This is a genomic window from Dapis purpurea BLCC-M126, assembly GCF_050015975.1.
Lineage (GTDB): Bacteria > Cyanobacteriota > Cyanobacteriia > Cyanobacteriales > Microcoleaceae > Trichodesmium.
Genome location: NZ_JBNHER010000013.1, coordinates 1 through 26669, shown reverse-complemented (window position 1 = coordinate 26669; position 26669 = coordinate 1). Strand labels below are relative to the sequence as shown.

General features: G+C 34.7%; 17 protein-coding genes. 13 read left to right on the top strand and 4 right to left on the bottom strand.

The features are described 5' to 3' along the window. Nucleotides 1–147: 147 nt before the first annotated feature. Both ACP6PL_RS02685 and ACP6PL_RS02680 read right to left on the bottom strand, forming a co-directional pair. Nucleotides 148–321, bottom strand: coding sequence for a hypothetical protein (locus ACP6PL_RS02685; RefSeq protein ID WP_426542266.1), 174 nt, complete (start codon nucleotides 319–321; stop codon nucleotides 148–150). Nucleotides 322–2049: 1728 nt separating this feature from the next. Next, nucleotides 2050–2433, bottom strand: a complete 384-nt coding sequence (locus tag ACP6PL_RS02680) for a hypothetical protein (protein ID WP_426542264.1) — start codon at nucleotides 2431–2433, stop codon at nucleotides 2050–2052. Between the two features lie 199 nt (nucleotides 2434–2632). Here ACP6PL_RS02680 and hslO point away from each other — a divergent pair, with 199 nt between their 5' ends. The 6 genes from hslO (at nucleotide 2633) to ACP6PL_RS02650 (ending at nucleotide 13317) form a co-directional block, all read left to right on the top strand. Continuing rightward, entirely contained in the window at nucleotides 2633–3568 is a 936-nt protein-coding gene (gene hslO / locus ACP6PL_RS02675) for an Hsp33 family molecular chaperone HslO (protein ID WP_426542262.1), read from the top strand. 599 nt (nucleotides 3569–4167) lie between these two features. Then, nucleotides 4168–6303 (top strand): hypothetical protein, encoded by a 2136-nt coding sequence (locus ACP6PL_RS02670; protein ID WP_426542260.1) that lies wholly within the window; start codon nucleotides 4168–4170, stop codon nucleotides 6301–6303. Nucleotides 6304–6799: 496 nt separating this feature from the next. Next, nucleotides 6800–7495: an aldehyde oxygenase (deformylating) gene (locus tag ACP6PL_RS02665; RefSeq protein ID WP_426542258.1), complete on the top strand. Its 696-nt coding sequence runs from the start codon at nucleotides 6800–6802 to the stop codon at nucleotides 7493–7495. A 187-nt stretch (nucleotides 7496–7682) separates the two neighbouring features. Next, complete coding sequence (locus tag ACP6PL_RS02660; RefSeq protein ID WP_426542256.1) at nucleotides 7683–8702, top strand: long-chain acyl-[acyl-carrier-protein] reductase; 1020 nt, start codon at nucleotides 7683–7685, stop codon at nucleotides 8700–8702. Between the two features lie 283 nt (nucleotides 8703–8985). After that, a complete protein-coding gene (locus ACP6PL_RS02655) occupies nucleotides 8986–10668 on the top strand; it encodes a mechanosensitive ion channel family protein (RefSeq protein ID WP_426542254.1) in 1683 nt (560 codons plus the stop codon). A gap of 831 nt (nucleotides 10669–11499) precedes the next feature. Beyond that, entirely contained in the window at nucleotides 11500–13317 is a 1818-nt protein-coding gene (locus tag ACP6PL_RS02650) for a mechanosensitive ion channel family protein (RefSeq protein ID WP_426542252.1), read from the top strand. Nucleotides 13318–13339: 22 nt separating this feature from the next. Here the strand turns inward: ACP6PL_RS02650 and ACP6PL_RS02645 are convergent, their stop codons facing one another. Further along, nucleotides 13340–14641: a glutamate-5-semialdehyde dehydrogenase gene (locus ACP6PL_RS02645; protein ID WP_426542250.1), complete on the bottom strand. Its 1302-nt coding sequence runs from the start codon at nucleotides 14639–14641 to the stop codon at nucleotides 13340–13342. 1004 nt (nucleotides 14642–15645) lie between these two features. Here ACP6PL_RS02645 and ACP6PL_RS02640 point away from each other — a divergent pair. The 4 genes from ACP6PL_RS02640 to ACP6PL_RS02625 all read left to right on the top strand — a co-directional run bounded on the left by ACP6PL_RS02640 (nucleotide 15646) and on the right by ACP6PL_RS02625 (nucleotide 22072). Further along, nucleotides 15646–17307, top strand: coding sequence for a mechanosensitive ion channel family protein (locus ACP6PL_RS02640; RefSeq protein WP_426542248.1), 1662 nt, complete (start codon nucleotides 15646–15648; stop codon nucleotides 17305–17307). A gap of 914 nt (nucleotides 17308–18221) precedes the next feature. After that, nucleotides 18222–18737, top strand: coding sequence for an LptA/OstA family protein (locus ACP6PL_RS02635; protein WP_426542246.1), 516 nt, complete (start codon nucleotides 18222–18224; stop codon nucleotides 18735–18737). A 420-nt stretch (nucleotides 18738–19157) separates the two neighbouring features. Further along, a complete protein-coding gene (gene lptB, locus ACP6PL_RS02630; protein ID WP_426542244.1) occupies nucleotides 19158–19886 on the top strand; it encodes an LPS export ABC transporter ATP-binding protein in 729 nt (242 codons plus the stop codon). 1904 nt (nucleotides 19887–21790) lie between these two features. Then, nucleotides 21791–22072: a hypothetical protein gene (locus tag ACP6PL_RS02625; protein WP_426542242.1), complete on the top strand. Its 282-nt coding sequence runs from the start codon at nucleotides 21791–21793 to the stop codon at nucleotides 22070–22072. Between the two features lie 283 nt (nucleotides 22073–22355). On the opposite strand, the gene ACP6PL_RS02620 is transcribed toward ACP6PL_RS02625, so the two are convergent. Next, a complete protein-coding gene (locus tag ACP6PL_RS02620) occupies nucleotides 22356–23609 on the bottom strand; it encodes a serine hydrolase (protein WP_426542240.1) in 1254 nt (417 codons plus the stop codon). Nucleotides 23610–23790: 181 nt separating this feature from the next. Between ACP6PL_RS02620 and ACP6PL_RS02615 the strand changes: the two genes are divergently transcribed. The 3 genes from ACP6PL_RS02615 to ACP6PL_RS02605 form a co-directional block, all read left to right on the top strand. Beyond that, complete coding sequence (locus ACP6PL_RS02615; RefSeq protein WP_426542238.1) at nucleotides 23791–24333, top strand: DUF4334 domain-containing protein; 543 nt, start codon at nucleotides 23791–23793, stop codon at nucleotides 24331–24333. 192 nt (nucleotides 24334–24525) lie between these two features. Further along, nucleotides 24526–24840 (top strand): substrate-binding domain-containing protein, encoded by a 315-nt coding sequence (locus ACP6PL_RS02610; protein ID WP_426542236.1) that lies wholly within the window; start codon nucleotides 24526–24528, stop codon nucleotides 24838–24840. Between the two features lie 763 nt (nucleotides 24841–25603). Then, on the top strand, nucleotides 25604–26669 hold a 1066-nt coding region (locus ACP6PL_RS02605; RefSeq protein WP_426542234.1), incomplete at its 3' end, for an iron uptake porin.

Genomic DNA, 26669 nt, shown 5'->3' with positions numbered 1-26669 from the left:
TCATTACTCCTACAACAGTTTTGTGGTCTACTCAACTGAAAAGCGCTGTAATGGGGAATAGGAAACATTAGAAAAGAGATAAGATAATTTTTTTTGTTTATGGTAAATGGGGATTTAATTTCACTATACATTTGGAAATGCTAAAGATTAATTCAAATAAATAAGCGATCGCTTTCCATGAAATTTTAAAGATTTAACTAACTTACTAATATCTGAAAGAGATATAATATTTTGCTTACTCTGTTTATGTTTTAATCCATAGTTTAACTGTGTCTTAGATATCATGCCTAAAGAAAAAATGGCAATTGTTAGATAAACCATTTTTTTCAATTACCATGAAGTCACTATTACTATTGAAATTATCATAATTTTATCAGTTATATTAACTCTGATAGAATTATCTATATCCAAAAATTCACCCTATCTATTGATATGCAAGATCATAACTAATATCATGTCCGGATAATTAGTGATCAAAAAAACTTTCTTATTTTTATACTTTCTTTTTGCTCTCTTCCCTCCTGACTCCTGACTCCTGACTCCTCCCTCATTTATTTATAACTATTCAACCGGACATGATATAAGAGCTTAACTATATTAGAATTAACTTTCAGGTTTATAGGCATACCTAACAAAAAAATTTATTTTCAAGAATAGTGGTTAGATATACTCGCCATATTACCCTTACTAAGACTGTTCAGAACACCTGGTGCAGATACTTAGATTATCTGGTTTATTCAACCGTTATACCAGCACATTTCCCTATATCTTGCAAAGAGGTATTCTCGAATATTCAATTATTTTTAGACTACTATTACTAATACCAAATCTCAAAAAGTTTGCTATATATCCTTGAAATGGGGAGATGATAATCAAATATAGTATTACTATGCTTCTTACAGAGGAGCTACGCTATCAGAAATAGTATAACTATAATCTTTGCTAGTGTTACTATACCAGTACTTGAAAGTAATAATAATTCAAATTTAACTTCTTTATAAAAAGGATTTTGGTTTAGTATTTACCGAAATATCGTGGCTTAAAGCCTCTCCTTTTAAGGGGATAATAAATAACAATTTTCCTGTTCGTCAATCCTCTTCTTTTCAAGGAAAGGTAATTCTCAATTCTCAATTCTCAATTCTCAATTCTCAATTCTCAATTCTCAATTGTTGAATCTCTGTTTGCTGGCAAACCAATTCCAGCTCCACCATCCTTATTACAGGAAGAATAATTGGAGTCTTTGTTATGTTCTATGAATGTAACTATCTTTGCTATGTTCACTGGTACAGTCTCAGCATTTATGATAGATACTCTTTGTCAATAGGATGATATTGTAGACTTGTAAAGCTTCATTAATCATACAATTATTTGTGGTTATAATCCCAAAGTTGAGATTATAGTCAAAGAATATAAGACTGTAGGTAAAAGTCAAAGAATACCAATTATAGTAATGGCTGAATTTGATAATTAACCCCATTTTAAAACCTCAGATATAAAATCACCAGTACAATTTCTTAATGATGATTTTACAAAAGTTACTGCACTACAAAAAGCAGATATAAGTCAGGCTGAAACTTGTATTATTTTATGTGATAAAAGTCATTATCTTAGGGATCAAGATGCAGATGATCGAACAATTATAGTACCATTAACAGCATAAAAATTAAATCCAAATCTTTATACTTAGGTACTAAATCACTTAATTCTGAATATGCTTCTCACTTAGAAATGAGTAATGTCAATAATTATATAATTAGTCAATAACAAAGTATTTTTTTATTAGATCAAGCTGCTTTAAATATAAAGATTAATGGGTGTATTTTCAGAATTATTAATTTATTTATCGGATAACTATTACTTCTGAGTGGGTAGGGAAAAATTTTTTAGAATTATTTATACATATTAAGCAAACTTAGAACCCTATTTTAATATCAGTTTCTCAGTCTCAAGGTAAATTTAAAATTAATCCCAATCATTATATATTTCAGGAAAAAGACAATTTAATTGTTATAACTGAAAGAGAAATAAAATTATAAATTTCATCACCACTTATTCTTTACCAGATACAAACTCTCGTAAGCGAAGCAAACTAAAAGTTTGACCGAAATTTATAGGAAACATGGATATTCCTTCTAGACGAGATTGTACCCAACCATCTCCCCAATACCACTCATGAAACCCATCAATGCCTTGACTAAGTATCAGCCTCAAACAATTTGGTCTAACTACATCAACATAATGCTTAATCTCTATCAGTCCAACCCAAGTTTCAAACTTTACACCTTCAGATAATTGTTCTGGTAGTCCAGGGGAAAAACGCTGAGGCCATAACCACATTTGTAATTGAGATGGACGTAGCAAACTATCTCTTATAGTAGCTTCAGCAGCTTCAATCTCAATCCGTAGATGGCTTTTTTGAAAAGTACCTAACATAATAATCTAATAACTAATAACAATAGATATAATTCTTAAATTTATATTTTGCTTATTTTCTCAAACAAAATTAGAACATCGCAAAGATATAGATATAGATTAACATTATTTCCTTTTATCTTGGACAAATTTCACCTGTAGTATTCTAAGAGAGTTATGATAAAGAAACTCAGAATTATTAAGAAATGTAAGGACTCCAATGGCAGATCAACTAATTAGAGCTACGGCAGCAGAAGGAGGCATTCGTGCTGTTGGTGCAATTACCACTCGCTTAACCGAAGAAGCAAGACAACGACACAAACTTTCTTGGGTGGCCTCTGCTGCTCTTGGCCGAACAATGACCGCAGGATTATTATTAGCTTCTAGTATGAAAACTCCACAATCAAGAGTTAACATTAGTGTCCAGGGAAATGGTCCTTTAGGAACAGTGCTAGTTGATGCTGGCCTAGATGGAACAGTACGAGGCTATGTAGAAAATCCTACAATTGAGCTATCACCAAATCAAATCGGTAAACTGGATGTAGGCAAAGCAGTAGGCAATCAAGGTTATTTATATGTAGTGAGAGATATAGGCCACGGCTACCCATACTCCAGTACAGTAGAATTAGTATCTGGAGAAATTGGAGATGACATTACCCATTATTTAGTTACATCAGAACAAACACCATCAGCTTTAGTTCTAGGAGTATTTGTAGATACAGAAGGCATACAAGCAGCAGGAGGACTTTTGTTACAAGTCATGCCCAAAGCAGCTATAGACGAAGAATTAGTTCAAACCCTAGAATCTCGCATCGCCTCTTTATCAGGATTCACTCCATTACTACGATCAGGCAAAACATTACCAGAAATTTTCCAACAACTTTTGGGAGATATGGGCTTAAATATATTACCCGAACGTCAAATAGTTCGTTTTAACTGTGACTGTTCTTTCGAGAGGGTATTAGGAGCTTTAAAAATGTTTGGTATAGAAGAACTAAAAGATATGATTGAAAAAGACAAGGGTGCTGAAGCAATCTGTGAATTTTGTGGAGAAGTATATCAAGCAAGTCAACAAGACCTCACACAACTCATTCAAGACCTACAACAACCTTTCACAGAAGTACCTATTGGACAATTACGGAAGTCATCTCGTTGAAATTTTCCCAATTTTACCTTTAAGCCAAAATCCAGGATTCCTAAAGCTTGATCCACCCCTGAAATTTTTCAGATCTAGCTAAATACACAGCTCCTGAAAACCTTAAGATTGATTGGTTTTCCCATCCCCCTAATGCCCCCTCCCCTTTCAACTATCCCTTACTAATAAGTATTAGCAGCATTGCAAGACGGGGAGTCTGGGGAGATGGTTATAGTAGGTAGCCAGAAAAATCAAATGGCGAAATTTCGTTATTCACTTTTAGCCCCCTCTGTCGTACATTTGAGAAATGCCAGGTTTGTCTTAACTTCCAGATCCTCCCCCTATCCACCGTCTAGTTTATCTTGTAAAGAATTCAAGAGATGTGGGTAAAGTATAGCCCTTTCAAAGGGTGGAACAAAAGAAAGGATAGAGAGCGCGTGTATTCAACCAACCTTGAAATAGGTGGTTGCAAATATGTAAAAAATAGTGTATACCTAGAAACCGCATATAATTAAATTAACTTTAATAATTTTAGATCAAAGTTGGTTTGTAGGCTGAATCAACCAGAAAGTAATGAGAGTTTAATCTATTGGTTGCTTGCTGCTCAGGATAAAGCATATATGAATGAAAAGCACAAAATAATAGGCCAAGGCCGGATAATTCCCCATATCAAGCCAAAAAACGAAACCCAATGGCAATTATCTGAACGTCGGAAAAACCGCCAACAAAGACTGCAAGAACTTAGAGGAAATGGCAGTCAGATAAAAACCTATAAATCTGCTGCGAAATACTCCAATCAGCAGAAAGAGTCAGTTTCCCCTATAAAAAAAACCAAGCAAAAAAAACCAAAACCTCCAAATAGTCTAGGTTCTATTTACGGGTTATTGTGGATAGCACTACTGGTAATAGTCCCCGCAGGAGCAGGTATAACAGCTATGTCAGCTTTGTTTAAGTTACCTTCTCAGGCAGATTGTGAGTCAACTTACTGGCGTACTGCATCCGCTAGTAAACGCCTTTATTGTGCGCAATTGTTAGCTAATTCTCCAACTGTGGACAGTTTACTTCAAGCAATTAATCTGGTAGATATTTTATCAAATGACCATCCAATGCGCTCACAAATAGATGGTTATATTGAAAGGTGGTCGAAAAAAATATTGTCCTTGGGTGAGTTAGCTTTTCAAGATGGAAAATTAGAAGAAGCTATTATTATTGCCAAAAAAGTTCCCCAGAGAGTGTCAGCTTACCCACTCGTAGAAAAACAGATTCAAGAGTGGCAAAAAACTTGGAATCAAGCTGAAGCAAATTACAAGCAGACTCAAAAACATTTGCGTAAAGAAGAATGGAATCAAGCTTCTATGGAAGCTTCTCGTTTACTATCAGTGCCAAATGTCCACTGGGGGACACAAAAATATCAAGAACTAATTAATGATATTAAAAGAACTCGGAAAGAAGGCGGTAAATTAAACGAAGCACGAAATATTGGAGAACAAGGTGGACTCGATAATCTTACAAATGCGATTAAACAAGCTCAAGAAATTGAACAAAAGAGCTATATTTATCAAACTGCTCAAAAGTTAATATTTAATTTGGGAAAACAAATAATAGACATAGCTTCAGTAAAATTGAATGAAGGAAATTGGCAAGAGGCACTGGATATAGTCAATAAAGTTCCTAAAAATGATGCCTTACAGGAAAATGTAAAAGATATAGAGGTATTAGCTCGTGCCCATTCCCCAGCGAACTTAGGTACAATAGCAGGACTAGAAGATGCTATTGCTCAAGTTCAAAAACTCAAAGCTGAACGACCTTTTTACAGCAAAGCTCAACAGTTAATCAGTCTTTGGCAACAAGAAATAGCAGATGTCACCATTATTGAAGAAGGAAAAAAACTAGCCCAACCTAGAGGAATTAGCGATCTAAAAGCAGCGATCGCCAAATTACAGAGTATTCCTCCCTATAACCCTAGGGGAAAAGAAGCAACTACTTTGATAGAAGCTTGGAGTAGACAACTAGAGCAACAAGAAGATCAGCCTTTTTTGGATAAAGCCGAAAAATTAGCAAGCTTTGGCGATCTCACTTCTTTACAAGCAGCAATTGATGAAGCAAGACAAATTGGTCGGGGCAGAACTCTTTATCAGGAAGCTCAAAAGAAAATTAATAGGTGGACAGAAAAAGTTCAACGTTCTCAAGACCAACCAATTCTTGATAATGCACAACTTCTAGCATTGTCAGGTAATATAGAACAGGCAATTGCTACAGCAAGAAAAATTCAACCAGGTAGAATCCTCTATAATCAAGCCAGAGCTAAAATTCAGGAGTGGCAATCTCAACAAGAGGCCAAAAGAAGTTTAGAGAATGCTCGTCAAGCAGCATTAGCAGCAACCGCAGACGGTTATGCTACAGCAATTACTTTAGCACAGCAAGTACCAACTTCTAGTTCTAGGCAATTGGAAGCTTCTCAATTGATTAATCAATGGAGTCAACAAATATTATCGATCGCGATGGATGTAGTTAACCGAGATGTGCCACAAGCAATCTTAATTGCTAGGAAAATTCCGAGAAATAGTCTTGCTTATAATTCAGCTCAAAGTCAAATTAGTATTTGGCAAACTTGGCTTACCCCTGGTCAATCTTTAGACTATCAAACTTTACCTTCAGATCAATCTCAGCAGTTGAGAGAGGAAAATTCAACTAGCCTCAGAGATGAGAGAGGTAAACCTTTGGTACGTAAACCAAAATTTATCAATAATAACTAGAGTCAAGGGTGTTAAAAAAGTCAGAAGTTATCAAGTCAGATAGGGGAGTAGTCGGATTGACAACTTACAGAAATTGTTTTTGTCATGGGGATTTTGAGCAACCCTTAAAAAAGGTATGACCTTTTAAGGCGGGATTTTGGAACCAATTATTTTGATAATTATTGGCCATTTTGAATCTCCACAATACATGGCCTCAAAATGAAGAGATAATCAAAGTCCTAATAACTAACCAAACAAAAGCTTAAGTGTTCGATGATCTGAAAAAGGTCAATAAATTGATATATAATTTCTTAGGTAAAATTACCAAAACTTAAACTAAAATTTATAGAAATGGAGGTTGGGACAAAAACTGGGCCTTAATTTAAAGATAAATTATAGCTATACTAAGAAATTATTCTAGAAAGTAGGTACAGTAAACTATAAGCTAAGTTAAGATTAATCAAATATTTTTCTTTGCCCTTATAAAGCTATTTTTTGATGAGGAGATAACTAACCTATGCCACAAGTTGAAGAAAAAACTGCTACAAACTTTGAAACTGAAATTTACAAAGATGCCTATAGCCGAATCAACGCAATTGTAATTGAAGGAGAACAAGAGGCATACGAAAATTACATTCAACTGGCTGAGATGCTACCAGATCAAAAGGATGAGCTGATTAAGCTATCAAAAATGGAAAATCGTCACAAAAAAGGCTTTCAAGCTTGTGGCCATAATCTCAAAGTGACACCTGATATGGAATTTGCTAAAAAGTTCTTTGAGCCACTGCATCAGAATTTTCAAACAGCAGCAGCTACAGGTAATGTGGTGACTTGTCTGTTGATTCAATCTCTAATTATTGAATGTTTCGCGATCGCAGCTTACAATATCTATATACCTGTAGCTGACCCCTTCGCTCGGAAAATTACTGAAGGTGTAGTCAAAGATGAGTACAGTCACCTTAACTTTGGTGAAGTATGGCTACAAGAGCATTTTGAAGATTCTAAAGCAGAACTACAACAAGCAAATCGCCAAAACTTACCTTTAGTATGGAAAATGCTGAACCAGGTAGAAAAAGATGCTAAGACCTTGAAGATGGAAAAAGAAGCCTTGGTTGAAGACTTTATGATTGCTTATGGTGAAGCTTTGAACAATATTGGCTTTACTACTGGAGAAATTATGCGGATGTCAGCTTATGGTCTGGTTGCCGCATAACTAATTTTAATTAATGTGGAAATCAAAATGGGAAGTGACTAATGGCATAGCATCTAACAAAAAAATAAAAAAATTTTTTGATCGTCAAAATGATACTTGCCAATTTATGATATGTACCAACCCCTATCTGATTTCCACATACCATCAACAATAACTAACCTACAAATAATCAAAACTTACAATTTTAATGTTTGGTCTAATTGGTCATCTAACTAGCTTAGAACACGCCCAATCCGTAGCAAGAGATTTAGGATATCCAGAATATGCAGATCAAGGTCTTGAATTCTGGTGCAGCGCTCCACCTCAGATAGTAGATACAATCAAAGTAACAAGTATCACAGGTCAAAAAATTGAAGGCAAATATGTAGAATCTTGTTTTCTACCAGAAATGCTAGCTTCTAGCCGAGTCAAAGCAGCTACCCGTAAAATAATGAATGCTATGGCCCATGCTCAGAAGCATGGTATTGACATAACTGCTTTGGGTGGATTTTCATCAATTATTTTTGAAAATTTTAATTTACAGAAGTTTAAGCAAATTCGCAATATTACATTGGAATTTAAGCGTTTCACCACTGGCAATACTCACACAGCTTATATTATTTGTAAGCAAGTAGAACAGGGGGCAGAAAAGTTAGGAATTGATTTATCAAAAGCAACAGTAGCTGTATGTGGTGCAACTGGTGATATTGGCAGTGCGGTATGTCGTTGGTTAAATACTAAGACGGAAGTAGAAGAATTATTATTGATAGCCCGTAAGCAAGAGCCACTAAAAAGTCTGCAAGAGGAATTAGGCAGGGGTAAAATTCTAGAATTAAATGCAGCTTTGCCTCTAGCTGATATTATCGTTTGGGTCGCTAGTATGCCCAAAGGCGTAGAAATCAATTCAAATATGTTAAAAAAACCCTGCTTATTGATTGATGGTGGTTATCCTAAAAACATGGCTACTAAAGTTCAGCAAGAAGGAATCTACGTTCTCAATGGTGGAATTGTGGAACATTCTCTTGATATTGACTGGAAAATTATGAACATTGTCAATATGGAGGTACCAGGTCGTCAGTTATTTGCTTGTTTTGCTGAATCAATGTTACTGGAATTTGAAAAGCTATATACTAATTTTTCTTGGGGGCGGAATTTAATTACTGTAGAAAAAATGGAATTAATTGGAAAGTTATCAGTTAAGCATGGATTTAAACCTTTAATGCTTTGAAAAATAGATGATAAATATTGCAGTTATAAATGTTGGATTTGTTCTCAGAAATATTTAGATGCATTCTATATAAATAGAGTCTGGTGAAAAAATTTTTGTTGCCACAGACAAAAAGTAACAATCTTTTTGTGTAAAACTTTTTGTGTTATTAACTTCAAAAAGTGAATTACTTGAGGAAAGTGCTTGAGGTTATTTATTGTACTGTATAAATATAAATTTATAAAATTGCGAAAATTTTAATCAGGCTCCACTGAGAATAAACCTTTAATTTAACTGTGAGGTTATGAAATTAAAGTTACGATTGGTAAAAATATTCTTTTTAGCACTACTAACTTTACTTGTGCTGCAAACTTCTCTAATAGCAAATCCTGTAGCGAAAACGTTCCATCCTCTAGCGCCTCCAGATACTTTTAGCCCGAAAGGAACTATCAGCAGCTTTGTGGAAAATATTAACGAATCTTACCAAACATTGATGGTAGCTTATGAGCAATATCAAGAGGAAGCAGGACTTTTTCCTTCAGACTATGTTAGTAAAAGAGCTAGAGAGGCTGAAATTCTGTTTAAGCGGGCTGAACGTTGTCTGAATCTTAGCGAGATACCCTCTCGTCTCAAACAGGATAAGGGTTTGGAAGCAACTCTCATGCTGAAGGCAATTTTTGACCGAATTGAGATACCAACTTATAATGAGATTCCTGATTTAGAAGAAGTTAGTGCCGATTCAAAATTTTCTAAATGGACTATTCCTAATACCGAAATTGATATTGTTAAGGTTAAGAAGGGAGTTAATACAGGAGAATTTCTCTTCTCTCCTGAGACAATTGCTCGCATTGAAGAATTCTACAAAAAGGTTGAAGCTCTTCCTCCTAAACCAGGGTCTAAGGCAGGATTTTATAAATTCTATATTTCTACTCCTGGCAGCCTGTTGCCCCCTAAATGGCTGCAAATATTCCCAAGTTGGTTAGATGTGGTTTACTGGGATCAGACCTTATGGCAGTGGATAGTTTTATTTATTTCTGTGTTGATTGGTTTTTTGTTTCCCTACAAAATGTTTAAGTGGATCTGGCAGAGATCTTCTACCCTTGCTCCTCCACGTCAGACCTGGGAACTTGTGATTCCTCCCTTAATTACTATTGTTAGTTTGGTGGCGATTAGCAATTTCCTTGATGAGGAAATCAATATTACTGGAAATATACTACTGGTTATGTTAACTACCCTAGAAATCATCTTTTGGATGATGGTAGCCTTAACAATCTTTCTGTTTAGTAATGGTGTAGCAGAGACTATTATTATTTCTCCTAAGATTAATGATCGTGGTATAAATGCTAGTATGATTAGGATAATCTCTCGCCTGTTGAGTTTGACCATTGGTACAGGTATCCTAATTATCGGAATTGAGCGTGTAGGGATTTCTCTGATTCCTATAATAGCAGGTCTAGGAATCGGAGGTTTTGCAATAGCACTAGCAGCCCAATCAAGCCTAGAAAACTTGATTGCTGGACTTATTTTGTTAATTGATAGACCAGTTAAAGTAGGCGAATATTGTCGCTTTGGAGAGGGAGAAGGAACTGTAATAAGTATTGGTTTGCGCTCAACACGAATTCTTTCGGTAGAGGGGAATATCATCTCTATACCTAATGCTCAATTATCACAGCTTTCATTACTTAATGAAAGCAGACGCGATCGCTTCCTCTTAAACCAGACGCTCAAGTTAAGCTATGATACAACCCCTGAACAAATAAAGTTTATATTAGCAAAATTGCGAGAAATAATACTCGCTTATCCCAAGGTTATTAAGGAGGGATTAGAAGTTAGGTTTGTAAAATACGGTGATTATTCTCTTGATGTAGAAATTTTGGCCTATGTAGATACAGCGAAAGAAGATGAGTTTAAGGAAATTCAGGAAAATTTATTGTTACAAGTCAAGGATGTTGTTAATGCAGCAGGAACAAACTTCGCTTTTCGCTGACCGATGAATCATATATCGGGAGATATGGAGTAGACTGAGTTGTTGCTGAGGATGAAATTGAGGCTTGATAGTCAAAGAGCATACTTCGTTTCCCTGAATTGCCTAGTATCGCTACGCGGAAGTCAGAATTGAAAATTCAGAATTCAGAAGTTTTGATTGGTAAGGCTTTGAGTCTTTTTTCACTGGTCACTTATATCAAATCCGGTTAATTGCACATAGAATCTGGTCATAGGATATGTGTTTATAATTGTTTTCAATTACTTTAATAGATATCTCGCTAAATTCCCCACCGGAGAGTGGTTAGGGGTTGGTCTCCATCCCCCCATCTCACCAACCATATAATAAGTATTCAACCGGATTTGATATTATTTCCGTCATCCTGCACTAGTGAGGAACGCGAGTAACTCCGCAATACTCTAGATTTTCCACTAGAAGGTTCTCCTAATTCTAGTTCAGTTTCAGATTAAGGAAAAAGGAAGTCAAAGTTATTTAGTATTATTTAGGATTCAGTATCTTTGGTAAACAGATTTGGTATAATAAAGAAATTAATGATTTGTGTTTTATGAACAATTCTATTAACGACCAAAGAAATCATCTTGTGGATAACGTTAGCGTTAATAATCTTTCTATTTGGCAACACTTTGGCAGAGATCATAGTAAAAAATAAAAAAAATTAAGATTTGTGTTTGGCAAAAAATTAAACTAAGCTGAATGAGAATCAACATACTTTTCAACTGTCAGCTTATGAGACTTAGGTGGCGATCGCTGAAAATAGTTTTTTTAGGACTACTCATCCTAATTCTACTATCAAATTTCACTATAGCAGCCCCCGTGGTTGAGAACCCCCTGGCTCCTCCAGATACCTCTAGCCCCCAGGCAACCCTGAGAAGCTTTGTCGAGAATGCCAATAAAGCGCATCAACTACTGATGGCATCTTACACACAACATTTGCAAGAGCCAGGATTTTTCCCCTCTGACTCAGTTCGCCAGCAAGAGAAACAAATGCTAATTTTTGCCAAGCGGGCCAAAAACTGTTTGGATCTGAGTAAGGTTCCGGTAGCTCTTAGAGCGGATGCAGCATCTGAAAGAGCGTTGCTACTGAAGGAGATTCTAGACCGAATTCAACTGCCTCCTTATGCAGAGATTCCCGATACAGAAGCAGTTGCTGCCCAGGAATTGTCTAGCTGGAGGCTTCCCAATACAGAAATCGACATCACTAAGATTGAATCAGGACCCAGAAGTGGTGAATTTCTCTTCTCTTCTGAAACAGTAGCTCACCTGGAAAGATTCTACCAGGTAGTTAAAGAACTACCCTACAAACCTGGTTCTACGGAAGGATTTTACGAATTCTATATGACTACCCCCGGCCAACTATTTCCCATCAAATGGTTGGAAGTTATACCGAGTTGGTTGCAGATTCATTATTGGGGTCAAACCCTATGGCAATGGATTAGTTTCGGTATTTTGCTGCCGATCGCTTTCTGGATTGCTTACATCAGCTTTAGATGGAAATTTCAGAGGGTAAGTCTTCTCAAGCCGCCACAACGAACCTGGGAAATACTTCTTTCTCCTTTGATAGCCATGGCAACTTTCTCGATAGTCGGCTATTTACTAGATGATGTAGTCAATCTGACCGGATATGTACTTCTGATTATTATAACTACCCTGGGAATTCTTTTCTGGATGGTACTAGGGTTAGGAATCTTTCTCTTGGGTAACGCTTTAGCAGAGACTATTATTGCGTCCCCAAAGATTAATCCTCAGAGTTTAGATGCTAGCTTAATCCGGACAGTCTTTCGACTGTTAGGGTTAAGCGCTGGTACGATTACCCTAATCTTGGGAATTGAGCGTGTGGGGATTTCGATTATTCCAATTATAGCGGGTGTGGGAATCGGTGGTCTGGCCTTAGCTTTGGCTGCTAGACCAACATTGGAGAACCTGATTGCTGGACTGATATTAATAGCAGATCGACCAGTAAAGGTAGGTGAATATTGCCGCTTCGGAGATGAAGAGGGAACTATACTAGAGATTGGCCTGCGCTCAACACGAATTCTCTCAATCAACGGTGATTTAATTTCCATACCTAATTCTCAATTCTCAGAGCTGAAATTAGCAAATAAGAGCCGACGCGATCGCATTCTTTTACGTCAAACTATTGGGCTACGTTACGAGACAACCTCTGACCAATTGCGATTTGTACTGGCAAAATTTCGGGAAATGATTCTAGCTCACCCTAAGCTTCTTGAGGAGGGAGCGCGAGTCAGATTAATCAAATATAATGATTATTCTCGTGATGTAGAAATTTTTGTTTATGTAGATACAGGTAAATTACCAGAGTTTCTAGCAATTCAAGAGGATGTGCTGCTCAGAGTTAATGATATAGTTGAATTATCAGGAACAGGTTTTGCTTTTCCCTCCCAGACGAATTATATCTCTAAAGATAACGGACTCGATCTTGAGAGAAGTCGCGCTGCTGAGGCTGAGATTCAGCTTTGGCGTTCAAAGGGTTTACTTCCTTTTCCTGAGTTATCTACCGAACAGCGCGATCTACTTCGTGATACTCTGGATTTTCCACCAGAAGGTTCATCAAATTGTCCTGCAGTTTCAGATCAAGAGAACAACGGTGAGGAGAATCAGGGCGATATCTGACAAAAATTCAATGCAGCCAAAATCAAAATTGCAAATTTCGGTGAGTAAATGCCTTAGCGTTATCACCAGAATAAGTTGCAGCAATATGTCCGTCCCCAACAATTTGATATTTATAAGTCACTAATCCTTCTAAACCTACTGGACCTCTTGGTGGCATTTTCTGGGTACTAATTCCTACTTCAGCACCAAAACCATAACGAAAACCATCAGAAAATCGAGTTGAACAATTATGGAATACACCAGCAGCATCTATTTGTGCAAGGAATATTTCCGCAGCATTTTGATCCTCAGTTACAATAGCATCTGTGTGTCCGGAACCATAGGTATTGATGTGAGCGATCGCTTCTTCTAAAGTATCAACTACTTTGACAGACAAGACTAGATCGCTATATTCTGTTGCCCAGTCTACATCTGTCGCCACCTTAACCGATGACAAAATTTGCTTAGTAGCTGTGTCACCGCGTAACTCAACCTGACGTTTTTCTAGTTCGGGTAAAACTTCTGGGAGAAACTTAGCAGCAACATCAGTGTGAACTAACAAAGTTTCAGCAGCATTACAAGCTGCAGGATATTGAGTTTTGGCATCAATAGTAATTGCTACTGCTTTTTGAATATCTGCAAATTTATCTACATAAACATGACAGATTCCTTCAGCATGGCCTAAAACTGGAATTTGGGTATTTTCCTGCACAAATCTCACAAAAGAATTAGAACCTCTAGGAATAATTAAATTGAGATATTCATCTAAGTTCAGTAACTCTAGAGTTTCTTCACGGGTAGTTAATAACTGCACTGCGTCAGGGTTAACGGAAGTTGTGGATAAACCTTGACGAATTGCTGTAACTAACTCTTGACATGAATTAGTTGCTTCTTTACCTCCTTTGAGGATAACACCATTTCCTGATTTAATTGCCAAAGCTGAAATTTGAATTACGGCATCTGGGCGAGCTTCAAAGACCACGCCAACAACACCCAGTGGGCAAGTTATTCGTTTCATAATTAATCCTGCATCCAGTTCCCGATGTATTTGCACCATACCTACAGGATCGGGAAGAGTAGCAACATTGCGTAAACCAGCGATCGCGCTTTTGAGTTTAGCTTCATTCATTTTCAATCTATTATATAGCGGTTTGGCAATTCCATCAGTTTCAGCTATTTTGCAGTCAAGTTGATTTGCTGTAATAATTTTTGGTGCAGCTTTTTCTAATGCTTGGGCAACTGCTTCAATCGCTTGATTTTTAGCTTCTGTGGATAAACCTGCTGATTTTTGTGCTGCTTGGCGGGTGGTTTTTGCTATTTCAATCAAAGAAACTTCTGTAATCATTTTACTTTAGGCAAATTCACGAATTATTTTCCTATTATATCATTTTTTTTCTAATTATTATTAATTATATTTTCAAGATTTATCGTCGCACTTAACATCTAAAACTAAGATTAATTATATTGTCAGAATTCAGATTTGAGCAGTTAGCTAGCCTCCTGTGGAGGAACTGCGTTAACAGCAATTAATAATTAATAATTAATCTTGGAATTAAGGGAGAGTAGTCTGGTAGGATTTTTTATTTTTTATCAATTTCTTAATTCCTTTTTCCTCTTCCAAATCATAGCTACTATATGAGGGTTTAAGTCTGACGTTTTGTGGTAATAAAATTATTTTGTGTAGTAATAATAAAGAAGTATTATCTACTTTTAATTGGCAAAAAGTTTGCTAAAAATTCATAGCGATTAGATAAGGAGACCAGAAACTTTGCGACTTATAGGTAGGTGCAATTTACAAATTTTTTCAAACTATTCTGATTTTTTGGGAAAAATTTATAAGTAAGTATTTTTTGTGGAATAGTGTCCATTTATGTCGTGCAGCGAAACAGCTATTAGCAGTCAGCTCTTCGTGTGAAATGCAATCGCAACGCAAAAAGCTTTTTCATCAATTAAGCAACCATTCGTTTAACTTATACTACATTTTCAACCGGAGAATTGAGGTATAAGAATGACAAGCTTAAGTTATCAACTAATACAATTATGTGGCGGGAAATTCTATATGTAGCTCAGAGTGTATTTGGGCATCATTCCACACTAAATGCTTAAATTTACAATATTTTTTATTTTACCTTAAATTATGCCTCCCTACTTATCTCATTAAATAATTACTCAAACACTAAGATTTCTGTCCGGATACTTGTTGTTCCGGACAGAAAGCAATCAGTAGACTAATTGTATATGTAATGGCTTATGGAAATTTTTAAGTTTATTTCATTAAAACTCTTACTGGTTAAGAAAAAATATTTCTACAATTGTGATAAAATTCCAAGAATTTTAACCGTAATATTATTGACTATATTAACCTTCATTATTACCATTAACAAAGTTAATTTAGCATTAGCTCAGACTTCAGAAAAATTGCCAAATAGTAATATTGACAATATCACTAAGGTTAACTCATTAACACCTCTAAGCAACATAGTTTATAAACCAATCAAAATAGATGGCAGAGAAATCTTCAAAGTTGCTGCAATAGCAGGGCAAGAAATTCAAGGAAATAGCAATACGTCTCCCCTAAATATTCGAGTCAGATTCTATGAAAATAATCTCAGAGAAACGATTAAAAATTGCTTTGATGCAGATACTTTAAAATTAACTCTTGAAACCCTAGAAAACCAGACTTTAGTATTGGCTTCTGATGCAGAAGAACTGAAAAATCAAGAATTAATTGCTATTACAGATTTAGATGCTCAGATTCATGGCATATCCAGAGAAGATTTAGCTAATCAGATTATTGGTTTTATGAGAGATGCTTTAATCAGGGCACAGAGAGAGCGACAACCAGACTATTTATTCAGACAAATTTTAATTTCTACAGGCATAATATTAGCTTTAATAGTTTTGAGCTTTCTCATATCAATTTTGCAAAAATACTGCTTCAAGAAATATCAAAAACTTCAAAAGCTGATAGAAAGTTTGAAATTGTCTTATCCACAAATAGATGAATTGAGAAATCAGCAACAATTAAGCACACTAAAATCAGAATTAACCCTCGGACAAAAACAACAGTTAATCTGGGAACAACAGCAAGATAAAAATTCTTTTTTCAGAAGTTTATTGCAAGTAATTCAGATGATTTTATGGCTGTGTGGTATCGGCTGGATTTTGGGAAATTTCCCTTATAGTCGTTGGCTACAGATTTTGTTACTTTCTTATACCATGGTGTTAACTACAATTATTGGTACTTACTTAATAATTCAAGGCAGTCCTTTTATAATCAACTGGTTTGCCATTAATAGTTTTCAGAGACTAGAAACAAAAACTTCTGTTCAGAGAAGAGTATCACGAGCAATTACTTTTTCCCATACATTGCAAGGAATTGTAATGTTTAAATTAGCTTTTCTGGGTATTCTTTTGGTATTTCAAAATTTCAATATTTCTCTAATTATAATATTAGTTGGCTTAGGCATTATTAGTTTGACTGTTTCTTTAGGTGGCCATAATTTAGTTAAAGATATAATCAGTGGAATTTTAATCTTGGTAGAAGATCAATATGCGATTGGCGACCTGATTGATTTAGATTATACTATTGGCTATGTAGAAGACATGAATTTTCGGGTTACACAATTGCGTGATGCTGGAGGACGCTTAACTACAATTCCCCATAGCAATATTTCTACCGTACATAATTTGACTAAAGATTGGGCAAGTATTGATTTAAGAATAAAACTGAATTTAGATACTAATTTAAGTCTAGCATTAAAGTTAATTAAGAAAGTTAGTAATGAGTTGATAAATGATGTAAATTGGTCAAATAAAATTCTAGACTATGCCAGTATTTTAGCTGTAAATAGTGTTTCTCAAACGGAGGTAGAAATTACGATCAGAGTCAAAACTATACCAAGAAAACAGTGGAATGTAGCCCGTGAGTTTTGCTATAGATTGAAGCAAAATTTTGAGAGAGAGAATATTGCTGTTAATGCTACAATAACTTCAAAATATAGAATTTAAACTAAGTTGGGTGTGAGGTATTAGGTATTTAGTTTTCCATAAAAATCTAAAATTTTATGAGATATTTAAAAAATTATTATTGATGTAATATTAGATTTTTCAATCTATGTTAAAAATAGAGTTTTTCAAGGAATTTTTATAAAAATTGGATTTGGTTACGTTGTTACTTATGAAGGTACAGAACAGGGAGGAATTATAAATTAATACTATTCAGTTAATATTTTTTTTGCAAATAAATATGCGATCTGCAAGAGAGCTTCTTATTTATATTTTTGTTCAGATTAATTTTGTGTACCTGCTGTACCTAATTAGCCTGATAAATTCTAGATTAGAGACTGTTGATCAAGCAAATATTAAGAATAGTAAGAATAGTAATAAGCTTTTCTGGCAATAAATTTAGAAAATTGTCTTTCTAAAGTGAAAAAATGTTGGCGTTTCGCTGCGCAACATATTTGCACAGCATTGCACAGGAAAACGCGGATCGAATATCAATTATCGATTATCCATTGGTAAGTAATTAGCTAGATTGGATATTAGAGATTGTTTCTATTATACACTGCTAAAATTGTTATATAAATTCTCAATAATTAAGTACATGAAGGTGATAATCTTACTTGAACTTATATAAAATTTATAACTAATAAATAAATAAAACTAAAGATAATGAGAATATAGAAAACTAGATACTTGACAATATCCTAATAAATGGTAGATAGAAAAACACTGGTGACTAAACCCCAAGATTCGGTAAAATAATTAAATAGTTAAATTTATGGAAGTCGAAGCAAATCTTAGGACATTTATAAATGCTCAAACTAACTCAGGAATAACTTCTGACTTCTGACTTGCACTATATACTGTATACCCAAGAATCGAGATGGTAGACCACTTGATAATTTTACACCTAATTAAAAATGATACTTAACAATAAAATATCAAAATCACTGATATTAAAAGGATTTGTCTTGATATTGCCTCTGGCTATAATAAATTCCATTACATATCCTACTGCTGCTCAAATTAACCCTAGCCAACCTCCAAGAAATCGAAATTCTTCAGGTAGTCTTACTGTTCGCTCCGATATTCAAGAAGCTGATGCTAGAACAGGAGTTGTGACAGCTCGTGGTAATGTCCAAATTAATTACCCTGCCCGTCAAATTCAAGCAACGGCAGCTCAAGCTCAATATTTCAGCCGAGAACGTAGAATTGTTTTGAGTGGAGATGTATTTATACTACAGGAGGGCAATACAATTCGAGGAGAAACTGTCACCTATTTAATAGATGAAGGACGTTTTATTGCCCTACCTCAATTGCAAGGTCAAGTAGAATCTATATATGTAGTTCCCACAGGCCAAGAAGGAGATATAGGAGGTAGTGTTACTGCACCATTTAATCCAAAACCAGCCTTTAAAACTCCAATAAGTCCATAGTCTGAATATAATCTTTCTCAACCTTTGTGGGGACGGGGATATGGGGAGATGGGGAGAGTTGGAGTATTTTTTTATCTTTTTCCCGTATTGCTTCTCTACCACGTACGACTTCAGAGCGAGATTTTCAGATCAAGGCAAAGATACCAAATGGATTCTATATACTTTGAACTTAGTCAGAGATGACTTCTGACTTCTGACTTGGGTGTAGCCCTATACCTTACCAGTATAGGAGTCCAGTATAGGAGTTTCTATAATTAAGAATTTTTATTGACAAATTTGATGTTTTATGTATATTGAATTAGCCTGGAATTGATGGGATATTGATTGTTTCTATAGCTTGGTGAAAAATTTAGACATTAGAATTCAATCATTGAATCTAATGTCTAATTCAATTTTTAAAAGCTTGCTTCTAACTCAAATATGAAAATTGTTCTTGAGAATATTCACAAATATTATGGTAAGCGTGCCGTTGTGAGTCGAGTTAATATATTTATTGCTCAGGGAGAAATTGTTGGCTTACTCGGTCCCAATGGTGCAGGTAAAACTACTACATTTTATATCGCTACAGGTCTAGAAAAACCTTCACTTGGCACTGTCCTTTTAAATGAATTAGATATAACAGCTTTACCAATGCACAAAAGAGCAAAACTTGGCATTGGTTATCTAGCTCAGGAAGCGAGTATTTTTCGTAACCTCAGTGTGAAAGATAATATTCTCCTAGTCTTAGAACAAACAAAAGTGCCTCGTCGTGAGTGGAAAAGGCGTTTAGAGTTTCTATTACATGAGTTTCGTTTAGAAAAAATAGCTTCTACTTTAGGTTCTCAGGTTTCTGGGGGAGAACGTCGGCGAACAGAACTAGCTAGAGCTTTAGCATCTAACCAAGATGGACTAAGATTTTTATTTTTAGATGAACCATTTGCGGGGGTAGATCCAATAGCTGTTTCTGAGATTCAAAAAATAGTAGAAAAATTAGGAGAACAAAAGATGGGTATTCTAATTACGGATCATAATGTGAGAGAAACTTTGGAAATTACGGATAGAGCTTATATTATGCGAGATGGACAAATTTTGGCATCTGGAACAGCAGAAGAACTTTATAACAACCCCTTAGTACGCCAATATTATTTGGGTGATAAATTTCAGTTTTGAGGTATTCTTATATCAAATCTGAATAATTACTATAGCCTGCGTCATTGCCACTGGAACGGAGTGAAAGGAAGCAATCTCCTAAACCCTTGAGATTGCTTCCTATCGTCGCAATGACTACTTTTGAGTCGGATTATATATTACCCAAGAAAGTAACTCTCAAGTTTTTGGCACTATTAATTACTAAAGGTACAGACTAGATAATGTTAGAGAAAACAGACATATTAATCCTCCTAATAATTTAATATCATGTTCGGTTGAATAGTTATTATTAAAGTTTGTAGTAAAGCTCTAGCCCCATCTATAAATTAGAGTTTGCTGAAAAAGTCTTTTTTAAGGAGTTAAGAGAGCGGGGTAGTAGGGGAGTAATTTTTTTGCCCAACTATGCGCCATAAATGCTAACTTTTTGAGCATGAAAAGCAGAAAAACAGATACTTTTTCAAGACTTAAAAAAGCACTTACCTATATCTTCCAATACTTTAAGATTTAATCGGCAAGCCCTACTTACTGCTTGATGATTTTAAATCTTAACTGTTGATTATAGTATTTTTTATCGTCACCCAAATCAATATAATTATCAGGGTTCTCACTATTACATATCCAGCCAGTTGAGGGTCTTCTTCCTAAGTTGGGATTTTCCCTTTTCTCTTGTTTTAGCAACTCTAAACAGATTTGATAATTCTTTGGACTAGAAATAGTAAAAGCCAATTTCTGATTGATCCAACCCGTATCATCTCCTAAATATATCTCATTTGAATAATTACTGGATTTTTCACTGCACTCATTTTCCTCTATTGTATTACGAGAATCTGGACTATATCTACTGTAAAAAGCACAGATTTTAGTGTTGCCAGATTTAAGGTGACTTTCAGCTTTAAATTTTAAGTAACTTTGCCACAGGTTGTCGTTTCCTAGTTCTACCCAGTCACTTATCGTAGATTATTTTACACATTTCCAATCACTATCATAAGACTCACTACTCCCAGCTTGTATTCTAGTATTTTTCATACATAAAATATTTTTTGAACAATTATTTCCTGATGAATTCACCAAGCATCTAATCTCTTCATTCCCCACTCCTATAGCTATTCCTACCGCTGCAACAATTACACCTGTACTGCTGCCGAAACATTAACTTTTTCCCACCAGTTCGTCATCTTTCAACATTGGCTAATAAAATATACAACTTCCCTAGTATACAGTTAAAATTTTGGCGTTGGTAAATCAAGCTATAAAATCTAAATTTGTAAAATACAAAATCCTTTTTAATTAGGGTTCAAACAATCGCCATTTCAAGAAAAATTATAGCCAAAATTACCAACACCTTAATTCTTTAATTAATTGTACTGATGTACTCAACAAAAATCGGTAAATAAGTTTTTCTGTAAATCTGTAAATACTAATAATAGTAATCTTCTCCATCCAAATTCAGGAACTATCAAAATATTTAGGATTATTGATTGGAAAATGTGGTTTATATCGTAATTTTTTACGAATTAAACCACCACTTTGTATCACAAAACGCGATAAAACTACGTTTCGCTGAGGCGATCGCACTCCTACTCACTAATTTTTTATTTCATTTTAATAAGCACCTGCGCAGAGCGAATAACTTATCTCCAAAATACACCAAAATTTCTTGACAAGCAATACTAATGTATCTCTTACATATCAAGACTTTTAATTGATGGCCAACAAAAGCGCTATCGCACCCTTTTTACCCCCATTTTTACCCCTAAATAGCTCATTTCAACTTTTTTTGCAAAATTCAGTTTAAATTCCAAATATATTTAACGATAAGTCATAAGCTGAGTTTATATAAATACTGAAAAAGCATTTATTAAAGCCTAAAAAGCTTACATACACAGCTTTTCAGATTAAGTAGTGTTAGAGATTAGGGCAAAAAAATGATTGGTGTTGATTTAGTTAAAAATCGCGAAACAAAGGAACCAAATTCTGAACTTGCATGCCAAATGCACGAAGTATCAAAAGATTTAGGATTAGTGATTGGTAAAGGTGGTTTACATCGTAATATTTTACGAATTAAACCACCTCTGTACATTACAAAAGCAGATGTAGATTTTATTATTCAGCTTAATATCTTGTTTTTCTGGGATATTAATTCCTTCTATTTCTTTGATCGATATATTGATACTCCTAATAATTTAATATCATGTTCGGTTGAATAGTTATTATTAAAGTTTGTGGTTGGGCTTTGGCCCTAAGTTATAGATGGGGCTAGAGCTTTACTACAAACAAAAACTTTTTTATCACTGATTATCCGGACATAATATAAGTTATAAATTTATGAGTTTACCTTTAAAAATTCACTGTTATTATCGGCATAAAAAAGCGTATAAACCGGGTTTGTTTTAAATACCTACCTCCTACAAACCCGGTTTCTTATTATCTACAGCAAACCATCATTATCAATTATCAATTATCAATTATCCATTATCCATTATCCATTAATTAAAGCAAACCCTCATTATCAACCAGATATTTTGCCAATTTATTAATACATTTACGAATTTGAGGGTCTCGTCCGCCACGACTATCAATTACAGTCATTACATAGACTTCACCATCAATACTCAACCCCAAAGTAGTACCCAGAGCGCGAGAATTTTCTCCAGTCTTTTCACCTAACCATTTAACTTCTGGCAATTTTTCTAAACCAGCATATCCTAATACCCTATCTTTCTGACGAGCCAATGCTTCTATCAATACATCAGAATTTGGATACTCATTATTATATATTGATACCATCATATCGGTCAGCTCATTGCTAGTCAAACGATTACGACCTTTACCTGGATTTTTGGGTCTGATGCGGTTGCCCATTAGTTTGTAGTTGACCCGAATAACTTTGTAACCATCATCTTTAAGAACTTTATTAATATAAGGTTGCCCTAAATAATCAATTAGTTGATTTGTGGCAATATTACTACTGTGGTCAATCATTTGTCCGACCAAAGTTTTGAGGGGATAACGTTTTCTCGCCCGAATTTCTGAAGCATCTTCAGTAAAATTACCTCGACTTACATAAACAGGAGTATCTAGACTAATATTTTCTTGAGATACTTTTTGCATCAATGCTACAGCAACAGGAACTTTGATTAAACTTGCTGGACTTGCGGGAGGTTTATTGCCGTTTAAGTTTAAACATTCTCTGCGTAAATTACAGATAGTAATTGTAGCTCTGCTTGATAGACCACTTTCTTTACGAATTCTCTCTAAAAAGTTAGATTTAGTGAGGTTCAATTGATAAGAAGAATCATAAAGGCTACGCTTATATTCTTTGATTTTTTTATTAGTTTTTTCTCCGATCAATGAGTCGGTAGGAATTTCCTGTAAGTTATAAATAGCTTGTTGCCAGAGATGCTTTTCTGTTTCTCTAGTTTTGACAGTTGGATTTGCAGATACTCCCACTTCAGCAGCTTGAGCACCTAGAGTTAATGCTTGTTTCCAATTATCATTTGCTCGCTGTTCGATTAATATTTGAACATCAATTTCTTGTAATTTTTGAACTAAGTTTTGTTGTTTTTCTAATATTGCTTGATTTTCTTCAGAAAAGAATAATCTTTTTCTAGGAGCAGGCAGAGATTCTAATTTAGTAACTACGCGATCGCGCATCTCATAGAGTTCTTGTAAAGATTGAGTATAAGATTCTGCTGCTGAGGAACTCTGTATATTCCCAATTGAAATAAGGGTAAGACTGGCCATTGTTGTTAAAGTGCCAGTGAGGATTTGTTTTATTTTTAATATTCGGTGCATAGAATTCGCCCCACACAAATAAATAATTTTATATTGACCAATAAAGCTAATCTTTAATTTTAAAGAATATCAATCTATCAGTCTGAATACAAATATACTATGTTCTACAGTAAGTAACCAAGGAGCTAAGATGAATACTTTAGAAAAGTTCAATACAACTCTGGAAAATGGAGGAGCTACTACGCAGGAAGCCTTAAAATTTTTTGATGAGTTAGAGTCGGTAAATTTAGATTTTATGATAGGTAGGTGGCAAGGATATGAATTTCCGACAAATCACCCAATGGATGGTTTGTTAGAAGCTAGTGGTTGGTATGGAAAAGAATTTGTTGATACTGAACAAGTTCATCCTTTGTTATTTTTAGATGGCAATAATAATATATTTAAGGTTTATCCAAGTCCAAGTGCTATGAATTTGGGACTTAATTTGCAAATTCTCAAAAGTAAGGCCATGAAACCTATTTTTCGGCTGATGAATTTGATATTAAAAACGGAGAAAAGCCAGGCAAGGATTCGTATGATGGAGTATCGTCAAAAGGTTAGTGCGACAATGATTTATGATAATTTACCAATTAACGACATCTTTAGAAAAATAGACGATAATACAGTATTAGGTTTAATGGATTTTAAAGGTGTACCACAACCTTTCTTTTTTGTGTTAAAGAGAGAGATATAGCTGAAGTCAGAAGTCAGAAGTCAGAAGTTATTTTATTTTATTTTATTTTATTTTATTTTATTTTATTTAAAAGCTTGGTGAAAACTTAAATAGAAGCAAACAGGAAAACTACAAGTATCAGCAACTCCCACATCTCTGGCAGCAAATTTATATCAAAAACAAGTTCCCATAAAATTACTTAATGTCTTAGTTTTGGGAGTTTTAAATATTTGGTCTGCTCAGAATATCCAGAGTTTTGATGATTTGAGAAATAAAACATTATTAATAGCTTTCCGAGGTGGTTTACCTTCTCAATTATTCTTTTATTTAGCCAAAGAAAATGGATTAAACCCAGAAAAAGATTTAAAAATTCAATACACCACAGACTTTGCTCAAGCAGTGCAATTATTATTAGCAGGTTGTGGGGATGCTGCACTTTTAGCCGAACCTGCTGGTACGGGTGCTGAACTTCGTGGTCAACAAGAGGGATTAGATATAAAATTAGTGATTAATTTACAACAAGAATAGGGAAAAGTAACAGGTAGACCTCCTCGTTTTCCTCAAGCAGGAACTTTAGCTTTAACTTCTATAATTAATCAATATCCTGAAGTAATTGAAGCTGTACAAAATGGTTTAGTTGAAGCTGTAAATTGGGCACAAAAAAATCCTGATAATGCTGCTACTTTGGGGGCAAAATATCTAGATTTAAAAGCACCTGTAATTAAAAAATCCCTGGGATATACCCCACTATAAATGGTAAGTGCTAAAGATGCCAAAGAAGATTTAGAGTTTTGGTATTCTCGTTTATTGGAGCAAAACCCTAAACTTTTTGTTGGTAATTTGCCTGATTCAGCATTTTATTATGGATAGATCAATTTGACGAGATTTTTTAATCCCTGAAGAGATTAAACATCTTGCCAAAACACATACCACATTAGAAAATAAATTTCTTGGCTGATAAATATAGTCTATTTTAATGGATTGAAAATTAACCATAGAGTTTTCTGTGGAGTTTTATCTGCAAAATCTTTATTCTGATAAATGCTGGGATTTAACCAAGTCAGAAATTGTTTTTCCAACGGAGATTTAAGCAGCCTTCCCAAAAAAAATTTGCCTGAAAAGGTGGGATTTTATGCCAAATTATTTTAATAAATTAGTAAGGGGATTGATTTTGGAGTTCTATTAGCAAGTATGTAGGTCTAAGTAAACTTCAAAAAAATTTTAGGGGCAATTTATTCCTAAAAAACCGTCCTCTAACTTAAGAAATTGAAAATTGTTTGAGAAATTAAATATGTCAAAAATTCGTCTAAATTGTTTTTTATTTGTATTAATTAAATTTTTAATAATCTCTACTGTTGCTGAGGCAAATGAGATTAAATATACACAACTAAATTCTCAAGTAAAAAGTGGAGAAAAAGATAATTCACGAGCGGATATAACTCCCGTTGCAGAAGATGCAATTATTGTTCAACCCCATCAACTTGAGCAAAAATTAGACTCAATGGAACAAGTTACTTCTGTATCTCAATTATCTGATGTTCAACCTACAGATTGGGCATTTCAAGCATTACAATCTTTAGTAGAACGTTACGGTTGTATTGTTGGTTATCCCGATGGTAGTTATCGTGGTAATCGTGCTATGACTCGCTACGAATTTGCAGCAGGTTTAAATGCTTGTTTAGACAGAATTACTGAATTAATTGCTGCTGCTACAGCAGACTTAGTAACTAAAGATGATTTAGCAATTTTACAACGTTTACAAGAAGATTTTGGTGTTGAACTTGCAGAAATTCAAGGCAGAGTAGATGCTCTAGAAGCACGGACTACGGAACTAGAAGCAAATCAATTTTCTACAACAACTAAATTGTTTGGAGAAGTTGTATTTGCTATTAGTAATGTTTTTGGAGAAGAGAAAGCTGGGGGCGGTAGTTTAGAAGATAATACTGTTTTAAATAATCGAGTAGGTTTAAGTTTTCATACTAGCTTTACAGGGCAAGATTTGTTCAAAACTCGTTTAGATGCTCTAGATACAGTTGCTTATGGAGTACCAATAACAGGAACAAATATGACTCGTTTAGCATTTCAAAGAAATACTAATAATACTTTTGATGTTGGTAAATTATTTTATCGTTTTCCAGTTGCAAATAAATTAAAAATTCATATTGATGGAATTGGGGGTAGATTTAATCAAAATGTTTCTGATAACTTCAACAGACTATTTGCAAGTCGAATATCTGGGTCAATTTCTAATTTTGGACGCTTCAATCCTATCTATGCTCAAGGTTCACGAGGTGCTGGAATTAGGGGTTTGAGTAGCAACTGTACAGAAAACCACGCTAAGGCTGTATTTATTTCTA